Genomic DNA, 13,316 nt, shown 5'->3' with positions numbered 1-13,316 from the left:
TGTTTTGGCTCGATCGCTGCGAATTTTGCGAGTAAAGTGCATGCGGACAAACGATTCCCGGCGAAGATTGCCCTGTTTTTGGCGTTTTCGATCCCTAGCGTGAAACCTGTTCGACGATTGCGCGTTGATGTGTGTTGATTGATACTTTTCATCCCACGGAGGACACTTTTATGGCGAATCCAAACGACCCGTACACCACTCCGACACCCCCTCCCAAGTCGGGTGGCGGCAGCACCGGCTGGCTGATTGCCCTGGTTGTCGTTATTCTGGCCATTGTTGCTTACTATGTTTTTGGAACAAGCGGTGAGGCGCCAGCACCTGGTGAGCCGCCGGCCGCAACCACGCCGGCCCCGGCGCCAGCGCCCGCGGAACCGACGCCTGCTCCGGCAGAGCCTGCGCCAGCCCCGGCACCTGCAGAGCCTGCACCTGCCCCGGCACCCGCAGAGCCTGCTCCGGCGCCTGCCCCGGCACCTGCTCCGGCGCCTGCAGAGCCAGCGCCTGCTCCGGCGCCCGCACCGGCCCCGCAGTGATCGGCTGCTGACTCCAAATACGAACGGCCCGCTTTCAGCGGGCCGTTTTGCTTTGAGCCGTCAGATGGCTGCCGGAGTAGCTTGGGAAGGCCTACATATGGATCGGCTTGAAGAAGGTCGCCAGTGCCGCTTCCTTCACCGCTTCCGACATCGTCGGATGAGCGTGGCAGGTGCGGGCAAGATCTTCCGACGAGCCGCCGAACTCCATGAGCACCGCCGCTTCGTGGATCATCTCACCGGCGCCGAAGCCGACGATGTGGACGCCGAGCACGCGGTCGCTCTGCTTGTCCGCCAGGATCTTGACGAAGCCGTCGGTATGCAGCATGGCGCGCGCCCGGCCATTGGCGCTGAACGGAAACTTGCCGGCCTTGTAGTCGATGCCGGCCGCCTTCAGCTCTTCCTCCGTTTTGCCGACCGAAGCGATTTCCGGACTGGTGTAGACGACGTTCGGGATCACCTCGTAATTCACATGGCCGGCCTGGCCGGCAATGATCTCGGCCACCGCTACCCCCTCGTCCTCGGCCTTGTGGGCAAGCATCGGCCCGGCGATGACGTCGCCGATGGCGTAGATGCCGGGGACATTGGTCTTGAGATGGCCGTCCGCCTTGACCCGGCCGCGCTCGTCGACCTCGACCCCGGCCTCCTTCAGCCCAAGACTGTCCGAATAGGCCCGGCGTCCGGTCGCGATCAGCACCGCATTCGCCTCGATCGTCTCGGCCGCACCGCCCTTGACCGGCTCGAAGGTGACGATGGCGCCCTTCTTGGCCTTGGCGACACCAGTCACCTTGGCGCCGAGCCTGAATTCGATGCCTTGCTTGGACAGCATGCGCTGGAACTGTTTGGCGACCTCGCCGTCCATGCCGCCGAGAATGGTGTCGAGGAACTCAACGACGGTCACCTTGGCGCCGAGCCGCGCCCATACCGAGCCGAGCTCCAGCCCGATGACGCCGCCGCCGACCACCACCATGTGGCCCGGCACCTTGTCCAGCGACAGCGCGCCGGTCGAGGACATGATCACTTTCTCGTCAAAGTCGACCTTGACCCCCGGGATGCCGGTGACGTCGGAGCCGGTGGCGATGACGATGTTCTTGGTCTCGATCTCCTCGACCTTGCCGCCCTCGCCGGTCACCGACACTTTTCCGGCGGACATGACCTTGCCGGTGCCGCGAAAGCTGTCGATCTTGTTCTTCTTGAACAGGAAGGCGACGCCGTTGACGTTGGACGCCACCGTCGCGTCCTTGTGCGCCATCATCTTCTCCAGATTGAGCTTCGGCGCGCCGATTTCGACGCCCAGCGTGTCGAAGGAATGACCGGCCTCGGCGAATATCTCGGACGCATGCAGGAGCGCCTTGGACGGGATGCAGCCGATATTGAGGCAGGTGCCGCCGAAGGTCGCGTCCTTCTCGACCACCGCCGTCTTCAGGCCGAGCTGTGCCGCCTTGATGGCGCAGACATAGCCGCCTGGTCCCGATCCGATGATAACGACGTCATAAGCCATGATTTATCCTTCTGGTCTGGTACTCAGCCTTGGCTGGGATTAGCGGCCGCCGCCCACTTCCAAATTCGCGCCTGTCGTATAGGACGCCCCGTCCGACAGGAGCCAGAGAATTGCCGCGGCGACCTCTTCGGTGGTCCCAGCCCTTTGCATTGGCACGAGGTAACGCATCCTGTCGACGCGATCCGGCTGTCCGCCGGAGGCGTGGATTTCGGTGTCGATGATGCCTGGACTGACCGCGTTGACGCGAATGCTTTCGCCAGCCACCTCACGCGCCAGGCCAATCGTGAACGAATCGATCGCGCCCTTCGAGGCGGCGTAGTCGACATATTCGCCCGGCCCGCCAATTCTTGCAGCAATCGAGGAAACATTCACGATGGCGCCGCCCTTGCCGCCATGGCTGGTCGACATGCGCTTCACCGCTTCACAGGCACAGAGCATGGCGCCAATGACGTTGATGCGCATCATGCGCTCCAGCCTTGCTCCGCTCATTTCGTCGACACGCGCCCTCTGGTCGACCACGCCAGCATTGTTGACGAGCGCGTCGAGCGGCCCGAAGGCATGATCGATCCTCTCGAACATCGCCTGAATATCGGCCTCGCTGCCGACGTCGCCCTCGATGGCCAGCGCTTCGCCGCCATCCTGCTCGATCGCCTCGACAATTGCGGCGGCGGCGGCCTCGTTCGAGGCATAGTTGATCGCGACGCGGTACCCGGCCTTGGCGGCAAGCATGGATGTGGCAGCGCCGATGCCGCGGCTGCCGCCGGTCACCAGCAGCACTTTTTTGGCCGCGCTCATTCCTGACAGCCCATCAACGAAAAAACATCCCACGGCACCTTTGAAAACCCGTTGGCGCCATAGGCGGTCGACCTCTGCAGTGACGGTCCGAGGTCGGGAAAGATCAGGGTCTTCGGCGCGTCAACGCCTTCGGCCGGCAGCAGAGCGACGTTGCCCTTGTCGTCAGCACTGTAGACGACCCCCTCCCACAGCGTGCAGGCGGCGAGCTCGTCGCCGGTGACGTCGCCTGTCGGGCATTTGTACATCAGCGAACCATGCGGCCGCGCCACGCCTTCCGTCCACATGACGATCCCGTCGAGCACGACATCGTTATCGAGCACCATCTTGAACGTGTTGGTGACCACAGCCGACCCGCCGGTCGGCCTGAAATCGATCTCGGCCGCACCTTCGGCATCGCCATAGACGGCGAGCTCGAGCGGGCAGGCGGCAAAGGCTGCCGATCCCGTCTGCGCGACGCCGGCCGCGAGCACAGCTGCGAAAAACACCCTGGACCGGAAATGCGCGGAACTGGTCATCATTCGGTGGCGCAGATCCATTCTCCGGCTCAACTCGACCGGCCCCTAGAGGTCGAGCACCAGCCGCTCCGGATCCTCCAGGCTTTCCTTGACCCGGACCAGGAAGGTCACCGCTTCCTTGCCGTCGACGATGCGGTGATCGTAGGAGAGCGCCAGATACATCATCGGCCGGATCACGATCTGGCCGCCGACCACCACCGGTCGCTCCTGGATCTTGTGCATGCCCAGAATGCCCGACTGCGGCGCGTTAAGAATCGGCGTCGACATCAGCGACCCGTAAACGCCGCCATTCGAGATGGTGAACGTGCCGCCCTGCATGTCGGCGACCGACAGCTTGCCGTCACGCGCGGCGATGCCCAGCCTGCCGATATCCTTCTCGATCTCGGCGATCGACATCTGGTCGGCGTCGCGCACCACCGGCACGACGAGGCCCTTTTCGGTGCCGACGGCGACGCCGATATGGGCGTAATTCTTGAAGATGATGTCGGTGCCGTCGATCTCGGCATTGACGGAAGGGATTTCCTTCAGCGCATGGGTGACGGCCTTGGTGAAGAAGCCCATGAAGCCCAGCTTCACACCGTGCTTCTTCTCGAACACATCCTTGTATTTGGTCCTGAGCGCCATCACCGCGCTCATGTCCACCTCGTTGAAGGTGGTCAGCATGGCGGCGGTCGACTGCGCTTCCTTGAGGCGGCGCGCGATGGTCTGCCGCAGCTTGGTCATGCGCACGCGCTCTTCGCGCGACGCGTCATCGGCCGAGGACGGCGCACGGGCGGCGACCGGTGCAGGGGCCTTCGGCGTCTCGGCCGGTTGCGACGGCGCGCCCCTGGCGATCGCGTCGAGCACGTCGCCCTTCAGCACCTGGCCGCGCTTGCCGGAACCCGAGACCTGGTCGACCGCGAGATTGCTCTCGGCCAGCAGCTTCGCCGCCGCCGGCGCCGGCGGCATCGTGCGGGCCTCGATCGGCCCGGCATCGCCGGCGATCTTGGCGGTCTCGGCCGCTGCTTGCTTGACAGTGGATGCGGCGGTCGGCGCCGAGGCCTGCGATACCGCGTCCTGCTTTGGTTCGGGAGTTGACGCCTTCGCGGGTGCTGCCGCTTTTGCCCCGTCGCCCGCCGAAATCATGCCGAGCAAAGCGCCGACCTCGACCGTCTCGCCCTCCTTGACCGCGATCTCGCTAAGCGTTCCTGCGGACGCGGCCGGCACTTCCACCGTTACCTTGTCGGTCTCGAGTTCGACCAGCGGTTCGTCGGTGGCGATCGCGTCGCCTACCTTCTTGAACCATTTGCCGATGGTCGCCTCGGTGACGGATTCGCCAAGAGTGGGGACGCGGATTTCGGTAGCCATTGTGCCTGTCCGTTTTCTGTCGGTTCTGTTCTATTCACCGAGCTCTGTTCTATTCACCGAGCGCATCTTCGAGCAAGGCGGCAAGTTGGGCGAGATGCTTGGACATCAATCCGGTCGCCGGCGACGCCGCGGCCGGCCGGCCGGTATAGCGCACCCGCTGATGCTTGGCGTCGATATGCGCCAGTACCCATTCCAGATACGGATCGATGAACGACCAGGCGCCCATGTTCTTGGGCTCCTCCTGGCACCACACCATCTCGGCGTTGCGGAAGCGTGACAGTTCGGTGATCAGCGCCTTGGCCGGGAACGGATAGAGCTGTTCGACGCGCAGCAGATAGATGTCGTTGATGCCGCGCTTCTCACGCTCCTCGTAGAGGTCGTAATAGACCTTGCCCGAGCAGAGCACGACACGGCGGATCTTCGAATCCTTGGTGAGCTTGATCGCCTGGCCGGGGAGCTGCTGGGCATCGTCCCACAACAGCCGGTGGAACGCGCTTTCGCCCGACATCTCCGGCAGCGTCGACACCGCCCGCTTGTGGCGCAGCAGCGACTTCGGCGTCATCAGGATCAGCGGCTTGCGGAAATCCCGCTTCAACTGCCGCCGCAGGATGTGGAAGTAGTTGGCCGGCGTCGTGCAGTAGGCCACTTGCATGTTGTCTTCGGCGCAAAGCTGCAGGAATCGCTCGAGCCTGGCCGACGAATGCTCCGGCCCCTGGCCTTCATAGCCATGCGGCAGCAGGCAGACGAGGCCCGACATTCTGAGCCACTTGCGCTCGCCCGACGAGATGAACTGGTCGAACACCACCTGGGCGCCGTTGGCGAAATCGCCGAACTGCGCTTCCCAAAGCGTCAACGCCTTCGGCTCGGCCAGGCTGTAGCCATATTCGAAGCCGAGCACGGCCTCTTCCGACAGCATCGAGTTGATGACCTCGAAACCGGCCTGCGCCGCCGACAGATTGTTGAGCGGAATGTAGCGTGTCTCGTCGCGCTGGTCGTAGAGCACGGAGTGGCGTTGCGAGAACGTGCCGCGCTCCGAATCCTGTCCCGACAGCCGGACCGGGTTGCCGTCGAGCAGGATGGCGCCGAAGGCCAGCGCCTCGGCCGTCGACCAGTCGATGCCTTCGCCCGACTCGATCGCCTGGCGGCGATTCTCGAGAAAGCGCAGGATCGTCTTGTGGGCCTCGAAATCCTTCGGCACCTCGGTGAGCTTCTTGCCGATTTCCTTCAGCGTCTTGACCGGCACGGCGGTCTTGCCGCGCCGCTGTTCGTCCTGGTTGTCGGCCGTGCGCAGGCCCGACCAGGCGCCATCCAGCCAGTCGGCCTTGTTGGGCTTGTAATGCTGGCCGACCTCGAATTCCTGCTCGAGATGCGCCCGCCAGTCGGCCTTCATCTTGTCGAATTCGGCCTGGGTGATGTGCCCTTCGGTGATCAGCCGGTCGGCATAGATCTGCACCGTCGTCTTGTGGCGGCGGATGTTGCTGTACATGATCGGCTGGGTGAAGGCCGGCTCGTCGCCCTCATTGTGGCCGAAGCGGCGGTAGCAGAACATGTCGACCACGACAGGCTTGTGGAACTTCATGCGGAATTCGATCGCCACCTTGGTGGCGTGGACCACGGCTTCCGGATCGTCGCCATTGACGTGGAAGATGGGCGCCTCGATCATCTTGGCCACATCCGACGGATAGGGCGACGAGCGCGAGAAGCGCGGATTGGTGGTGAAGCCGATCTGGTTGTTGATGATGAAATGCAGCGTGCCGGCGACGCGGTGGCCGCGCAGGCCCGACAGGCCGAGGATTTCGGCAATCACGCCCTGGCCGGCAAAGGCGGCGTCGCCATGCAGGAGCAGCGGCAGCACCTTGGCGCGCTCTTCCAGCGGCACGATCTCCTCGCGGCTGCGGCCGAACAGGGAGTCCTGCTTGGCCCGCGCCTTGCCCATCACCACCGGATCGACGATTTCCAGATGCGAGGGATTGGCGGTCAGCGACAGGTGCACCTTGTTGCCGTCGAACTCGCGGTCCGACGAAGCACCGAGATGGTACTTCACGTCGCCCGAGCCCTCGACCTCGTCGGGTGCGGCCGAGCCGCCCTTGAACTCGTGGAAGATGGCGCGGTGCGGCTTGGCCATCACCTGGGAGAGCACGTTCAGCCGGCCGCGATGCGCCATGCCCAGCACAATCTCCTTCATGCCAAGCTGGCCGCCGCGCTTGACGATCTGCTCCAGCGCCGGGATCAGCGCCTCTGCGCCGTCGAGGCCGAAGCGCTTGGTGCCCTTGTACTTGACGTCGATGAACTGCTCAAAGCCTTCGGCTTCGACCAGCTTCTGCAGCATCGCCTTCTTGCCGGCGGCGGTGAAGGAGATCTCCTTGTCGGTGCCCTCGATGCGCGCCTGGATCCAGGCCTTCTCCTCGGGATCGGAAATATGCATGAACTCGACGCCGAGCGTCGAGCAATAGGTGCGGGTCAATATGTCGAGCATCTGCCGGATGGTGCCGAATTCGAGCCCGAGCACATTGTCGAGGAAGATCGGGCGGTCGTAGTCGGCGGCGGTGAATCCGTAATTTTCCGGCGACAGCTCGTTATAATCCTCGAGCTTGGCAATGCCGAGCGGATCGAGATTGGCGTGCAAATGGCCACGCATGCGGTAGGCGCGGATCATCATGATGGCGCGCACGGAATCGCGCGTCGCCTGATGCACGTCGGCGTCGGAAAGGGAGACGCCGTTCATCACCGCCTTGTGCTGGACCTTCTTCTCGATGTGCTTCTCGACGATGCCCCAATTGCCGTCGAGCGCCGACACCAGTTCGCCATTGGCCTGCAGCGGCCATGAGGGCTTGGCCCACGAGGCGCCCTTGGCATTCTTGCGGACATCGCCGGCGTCGTCCTTCAGCGCCGCGAAGAAATCCCGCCATTCGGGATCGACCGAAGAGGGATCGTCCTCATAGGCGGCGTAGAGCGCGTCGATATAATCGGCATTGCCGCCATAGAGGAAAGAGGTAAGCGAAAATTGGTCGTTGGCCTGATCTTGTCTTGCCATTTTTTCCGCGGAGCCTGGCTCCGTCTCCTTTTTTGGAGGGGAGTAGGGCAGTAAGGGAGTAGGGCAGTAGGGAAAAGTAGGCACTTGCCATCGTTCGTCCCGTTCTTCCTATTCCCCTACTCCCATACTGCCCTACTCCCTTACTGCCCTAACCTTTGATCGCTTCGACCAGCGTCGTGCCGAGCCGGGCCGGCGACGGCGAAACCTTTATCCCGGCCGATTCCATCGCCGCGATCTTGTCCTCGGCGCCGCCCTTGCCGCCGGAAATGACCGCGCCCGCGTGGCCCATGGTGCGGCCGGCTGGGGCCGTGCGCCCGGCTATGAAACCGGCCATTGGCTTTTTGCGCCCACGCTTGGCTTCGTCCTTGAGGAACTGCGCGGCGTCTTCCTCGGCCGAGCCGCCGATCTCGCCGATCATGATGATCGACTGGGTCTCGTCGTCGGCGAGGAACATCTCCAGCACGTCGATGAACTCCGTGCCTTTGACCGGATCGCCACCGATGCCGACGGCGGTGGTCTGGCCGAGGCCGACATTGGTGGTCTGGAACACTGCCTCATAGGTAAGCGTTCCCGAGCGGGAAACAACGCCGACCGAGCCCTTGCGGAAGATGTTGCCGGGCATGATGCCGATCTTGCATTCGTTGGGGGTCAGCACGCCGGGGCAGTTGGGGCCGATGAGCCGCGATGTCGAGCGGTCGAGCCTCGCCTTGACCTTGATCATGTCGATCACCGGGATGCCCTCGGTGATGCAGATGATCAGCGGTATCTCGGCTTCGATCGCTTCCAGGATCGCCTCCGCGGCGCCCGCCGGCGGCACATAGACAACGGAAGCATTGGCACCGGTCGTTGCCTTGCCTTCGGCAACCGTGGAAAAGATCGGCAGGCTCTCGCCCTTGGCGCCGGTCCACGTCTCGCCACCCTTCTTGGGGTGGATGCCGCCGACCATTTTTGTCCCGTGATAGGCCAGCGCCTGCTCCGTATGGAACGTGCCGGTCTTGCCGGTCAGGCCCTGCACGAGGACCTTGGTGTTCTTGTCGACGAGAATGGACATGGTGGTCCTTTTTACAAACCGTTGATCGAGGAAGGCTGCGCGGTCATCGTCAGAGCCGCCATAGTCAGAGACGCTTGAGGTCGGCGACGGTGAGGTCGCTCTTGGCGTTGCCGGTGTTGAGCGTCGTCGCCGGCTCGAACATCAGCACCACCGGCTCCTCGCTCAGCGAGCGCGGCCGGTGCTCGACCGACCGCGGCATGCGGCCGCGCTGCACCAGGAACGCTTCGTCCTCATCGTCATGCGCGTGCCAGTCGAAGACGTCACCGAACTTGGCGATCTTGACCTGGGCGTCGTTGACGTCGCCGGCGATATGGGGATCGAAGACCTGTTTGATCTTCTGATCCGCCGCCTCGACGAGATTTATCTTGTGCGGAGGCACCAGATCAGCCCTTCACTGCCGCCACGATTTTCTTGGCGGCGTCGTCGAGGTCGTCGGCCGAGACGACGTTGAGCCCGCTGTCGTTGATGATCTTCTTGCCGAGTTCGGCATTGGTGCCTTCGAGCCGCACCACCAGCGGCACTTGCAGGCCGACTTCCTTAACCGCCGCAATCACGCCCTCGGCGATGATGTCGCACTTCATGATGCCGCCAAAAATGTTGATCAAGATGCCCTTGACCGCCGGATCCTTGGTGATGATCTTGAACGCCGCAGTCACCTTCTCCTTCGACGCACCGCCGCCGACATCGAGGAAGTTGGCGGGTTCGGCGCCATAGTGCTTGATAATGTCCATCGTCGCCATGGCGAGGCCAGCGCCGTTGACCATGCAGCCGATATTGCCGTCGAGCGCGACATAGGCGAGGTCGTGTTTCGACGCCTCGATCTCCTTCTCGTCCTCTTCGGTGATGTCGCGCAACTCCATCACGTCGGGATGGCGAAACAGCGCGTTGTTGTCGAACGACACTTTTGCGTCGAGCACGCGCAGCCGGCCGTTCTTCATGACGATCAGCGGGTTGACCTCGAGCAGGCTCATGTCCTTCTCCAGAAAGGCTTTGTAGAGGATCGGGAATAGCGTCTCGCCGTCCTTGGCGGCGTCGCCGTCAAGCTTCAGCGCGCCGTTGAGTCCTTTCAAATCAGCCGCCGTCACACCCTTTTCCGGGTCGATGGCGACGGTGATGATCTTTTCCGGTGTGTCATGGGCGACCGCCTCGATGTCCATGCCGCCTTCGGTCGAAACGACGAAGGCGATGCGGCCGACCGAGCGGTCGACCAGCAGCGACAGATAGAGCTCGCGCTCGATGTCGGCGCCGTCCTCGATATAGAGGCGGTTGACCTGCTTGCCCGCCGGGCCGGTCTGCTTGGTGACCAGAGTGTGGCCAAGCATTTCCTTGGCGTTGGCGACCACTTCGGCCACCGACTTCGCCAGCCTGACGCCGCCCTTGGCGTCGGGGCCGAGCTCCTTGAACTTGCCCTTGCCGCGGCCACCGGCATGGATCTGGCTCTTCACCACATAGAGCGGGCCGGGCAACGCCTTGGCGGCGGCTTCCGCCTCGCTTGCCTCGAACACCGGCACGCCTTCGGCCACCGGTACGCCAAAGCCCTTCAGCAGCGCCTTGCCCTGATATTCATGGATGTTCATGCTAGATATCTCCGGGTCACTTGGCGGCGGGTCACTTGGCGGCGAGTTGCGGAGCGATCTTGACGCAGGCCTCGCATAGGCCCTGCACCGCCGCCACCGAATTGTCGAACATCTTCTGCTCGGCCTTGCCGAGCTCGATCTCGATGACGCGCTCGACACCGCCGGCGCCGATCACCACCGGCACGCCGACATAGGTGTTCTTGACACCATACTGGCCGGAGAGATGCGCAGCACAGGGCAGCACGCGCTTCTTGTCCTTGAGATAGGCTTCGGCCATGGCGATCGCCGAGGCGGCCGGTGCGTAGAAGGCCGAGCCGGTCTTGAGCAGGCCGACGATCTCGGCGCCGCCGTCTCGGGTGCGCTGCACGATCTGGTCGAGCTTTTCCTTCGAGGTCCAGCCCATCTTGATGAGGTCGGGCAGCGGGATGCCGGCGACCGTCGAATAGCGGATCATCGGCACCATGGAATCGCCATGGCCGCCGAGCACGAAGGCGGTGACATCCTCGACCGACACCTTGAACTCCTCGGCCAGGAAGTAGCGGAAGCGCGAACTGTCCAGCACACCGGCCATGCCGACGACATGGCTCTTCGGCAGTCCGGAGAACTTCTGCAGCGCCCAGACCATGGCGTCGAGCGGGTTGGTGATGCAGATGACGAAGGCTTTCGGCGCGTATTTCTTGAGACCCGCGCCAACCTGCTCCATGACCTTCAGATTGATGCCGAGAAGGTCGTCGCGGCTCATGCCGGGCTTACGCGGCACGCCGGCGGTGACGATGCAGACGTCGGCGCCCTCGATGCCGGCATAATCGTTGACGCCGACCAGCCTGGAGTCGAAGCCATCGACCGGCGACGACTGCGCGATATCCAGCCCCTTGCCTTGCGGGATGCCCTCGGCGATATCGAACAGCACAACGTCGCCGAGATCCTTGAGGCCGATCATGTGGGCGAGCGTGCCGCCGATCATGCCCGAGCCGATGAGCGCTATCTTGTTGCGTGCCATGTGAGGATGTTGTCCCTTTAGACTGTGACGGCGCCATGACGGCGTCGAAGAAGCGGGCCGGAATGCTGCGGGGAAGCCGCGAATTTTCGCCGCCCCCAATAGCCCCAGCGCGGAAGAAATTCAAACGATTATTTTGGAGTGAATAATTTCAATCGGTTAGAAACAACGGGAATTACGTAAGCGTCAAAAGAATTGAGCTGACTTGGGAAAGTTACGCAATGAAGATGGAAATAAGAAGGCTGTTTCCCGGCGATGACGCCCTTGTGATGCGGATCGCCGAAGATGTGTTCGATGAACCGGTCAGGCCGGATCGGCTCGCCGCCTATCTCGCCTCATCAGGTCATTTCATGATTGTGGCATTGGCCGATGGCATAGTCGTCGGCCAATGCGCGGCCGTCATCCACCGCCACCCGGACAAGGTGAGCGAACTCTACATCGACGAAGTCGGCGTGGCGCCGGCCTTCCAGCGCCAGGGCATAGCGACGAACATGCTCGACGCCATGTTTGAGCTCGGCCGGGAGCATGGCTGCGAGGAGGCGTGGGTCGGCACCGAGCCGCACAATGTCGCGGCGCGCGCACTTTATGAGGCGCGGAATGAGCCACATGGGCCGGCGGAGGCGTTCGTGATGTATGTGTATAAGTTGTAGGGCATTACAGCGGGATCGAACCTTTTGGCGATGGCGGGACAGTACCCCCTCTGTCCTGCCGGAACGCTACGAAACGAGGTTTAGGCCTGCGCCTGCCTCGCCTCCACAGGCACCACCTTCGCCTTCTGCCTCTCCACCCAGTCCTCAAGCCATTCATGGCTCTGCATCTCGATCAGCCGTGACGCTGTGCGCTCGAACTCGAACACCTCGGCGCCGCGCTTGGCCGTGTACAGCTGCGGTGGCGGTGCAGCGGCGCTCATTACCAGCCGCACATGATGGTCGTATAGAGTGTCGATCAGCAAGATGAAGCGCTTGGCCTCGTTGCGCATGCCTTCGCCGAGCACCGGCACATGATCGATGAAGACGGTCGAAAAGCGGCCGGCAATCGCCAGGAAATCGCGGGCGCCGAGCGGTTTTTCGCACAGATCCCCAAAGGAAAACCGCGCCGCTTCGCCGGCGGCACCCGGCACCACGACCTGCCGGCCCTTTACCGTCAGCGTAGCCTCGGCCGCCGGCCTGCCATGCGTCATCACTTCCCAGGCCTCGTCGAGAACAGCATCGGCGGCGGCATCGGCGGGGGTGACATAGACCGGCAGGCGGCTGAGCTTGTCCAGCCGATAGTCCTTGTCGGCGTCCAGCGCCAGCACCTGCGCATGCCGCTCCAGGATGCCGATGAAGGGCAGGAAAAGCTTGCGATTCAAGCCGTCGCGGTAGAGATCCTGCGGCGCGACATTGGACGTCGCGACCAGCACGACGCCGTTGGCAAACAGCGCCGAGAACAGCCGGGACAGGATCATCGCATCGGCGATGTCTGTGACGGAAAACTCGTCGAAGCACAGCACCCAGGCTTCCTCGGCCAGCGCGCGGGCCACCGGCGCGATCGGGTCGTCTTCCCTGACGGTGCCCTCTTTACGCGCCTGCCGGTGCTTCTGGATCCGGTCCTGCACATCGGCCATGAAGTCGTTGAAATGCACACGGCGCTTGCGCCTGACCGGCACCAACTCGAAGAACATGTCCATCAGCATGGTCTTGCCGCGGCCGACGCCGCCATGGATGTAGAGGCCCTTGACGGCCTCGCGCGTCTCGCGCTTGCGGGCGAACAGCCAGCCCAGCGCGCTCGATTTGTGCGCCAGCCGCTTTGCCGAGATCTCATCGATCAGCCGGTCGAGTGCCGCGACGATCCGCTCCTGCGCCGGATCGCGGTCGATCAGGCCTGACACAACCAGATGGTCGTAGCGCTGCCGGACGGTCGCATGGGTCTGAAGGCCGTCACGCAGATGCATTGGTCACGTCGTTCTAGAGCGATTCCAGGAAAAGTGTGT

The 13,316-nt window shown here is 63.3% G+C and carries 11 protein-coding genes; 1 reads left to right on the top strand and 10 read right to left on the bottom strand.

From position 1 onward, the window contains the following. Positions 1-621: 621 nt before the first annotated feature. From lpdA to mdh, 9 genes are all read right to left on the bottom strand, one after another. Positions 622-2,028 carry a dihydrolipoyl dehydrogenase gene (gene lpdA, locus BQ8482_RS17660; protein ID WP_123148800.1) on the bottom strand — a complete coding sequence of 469 codons (1,407 nt, stop codon included), beginning with the start codon at positions 2,026-2,028 and terminating at the stop codon, positions 622-624. A gap of 39 nt (positions 2,029-2,067) precedes the next feature. Then, a complete protein-coding gene (locus BQ8482_RS17655) occupies positions 2,068-2,823 on the bottom strand; it encodes an SDR family oxidoreductase (protein WP_123148799.1) in 756 nt (251 codons plus the stop codon). After that, entirely contained in the window at positions 2,820-3,338 is a 519-nt protein-coding gene (locus BQ8482_RS17650; protein WP_244602861.1) for a hypothetical protein, read from the bottom strand. The genes BQ8482_RS17655 and BQ8482_RS17650 overlap by 4 nt, the downstream gene beginning before the upstream one ends. Before the next feature lie 45 nt (positions 3,339-3,383). Then, complete coding sequence (gene odhB, locus BQ8482_RS17645; RefSeq protein WP_123148798.1) at positions 3,384-4,685, bottom strand: 2-oxoglutarate dehydrogenase complex dihydrolipoyllysine-residue succinyltransferase; 1,302 nt, start codon at positions 4,683-4,685, stop codon at positions 3,384-3,386. 49 nt (positions 4,686-4,734) lie between these two features. After that, positions 4,735-7,719 carry a 2-oxoglutarate dehydrogenase E1 component gene (locus tag BQ8482_RS17640; RefSeq protein ID WP_123148797.1) on the bottom strand — a complete coding sequence of 995 codons (2,985 nt, stop codon included), beginning with the start codon at positions 7,717-7,719 and terminating at the stop codon, positions 4,735-4,737. Between the two features lie 148 nt (positions 7,720-7,867). After that, complete coding sequence (gene sucD / locus BQ8482_RS17635; protein WP_123148796.1) at positions 7,868-8,770, bottom strand: succinate--CoA ligase subunit alpha; 903 nt, start codon at positions 8,768-8,770, stop codon at positions 7,868-7,870. A 64-nt stretch (positions 8,771-8,834) separates the two neighbouring features. Further along, the gene (locus tag BQ8482_RS17630; protein WP_123148795.1) at positions 8,835-9,149 is read right to left on the bottom strand and encodes a cupin domain-containing protein; all 315 of its coding nucleotides are present in this window, start codon (positions 9,147-9,149) and stop codon (positions 8,835-8,837) included. Positions 9,150-9,153: 4 nt separating this feature from the next. Further along, positions 9,154-10,347, bottom strand: coding sequence for an ADP-forming succinate--CoA ligase subunit beta (sucC, locus tag BQ8482_RS17625; RefSeq protein WP_123148794.1), 1,194 nt, complete (start codon positions 10,345-10,347; stop codon positions 9,154-9,156). Between the two features lie 31 nt (positions 10,348-10,378). Continuing rightward, entirely contained in the window at positions 10,379-11,347 is a 969-nt protein-coding gene (mdh, locus tag BQ8482_RS17620) for a malate dehydrogenase (RefSeq protein WP_123148793.1), read from the bottom strand. A gap of 218 nt (positions 11,348-11,565) precedes the next feature. Here mdh and BQ8482_RS17615 point away from each other — a divergent pair, with 218 nt between their 5' ends. After that, positions 11,566-11,994 (top strand): GNAT family N-acetyltransferase, encoded by a 429-nt coding sequence (locus BQ8482_RS17615; RefSeq protein WP_123148792.1) that lies wholly within the window; start codon positions 11,566-11,568, stop codon positions 11,992-11,994. Between the two features lie 80 nt (positions 11,995-12,074). Here BQ8482_RS17615 and zapE read toward each other — a convergent pair whose 3' ends face one another. Continuing rightward, a complete protein-coding gene (gene zapE / locus BQ8482_RS17610) occupies positions 12,075-13,277 on the bottom strand; it encodes a cell division protein ZapE (RefSeq protein ID WP_123148791.1) in 1,203 nt (400 codons plus the stop codon). Positions 13,278-13,316: the final 39 nt, after the last annotated feature.

The sequence above is a fragment of the Mesorhizobium delmotii genome (assembly GCF_900149755.1).
In the GTDB taxonomy this organism is placed as follows: domain Bacteria; phylum Pseudomonadota; class Alphaproteobacteria; order Rhizobiales; family Rhizobiaceae; genus Mesorhizobium; species Mesorhizobium delmotii.
This window is presented reverse-complemented; position numbering and strand designations above follow the sequence as displayed.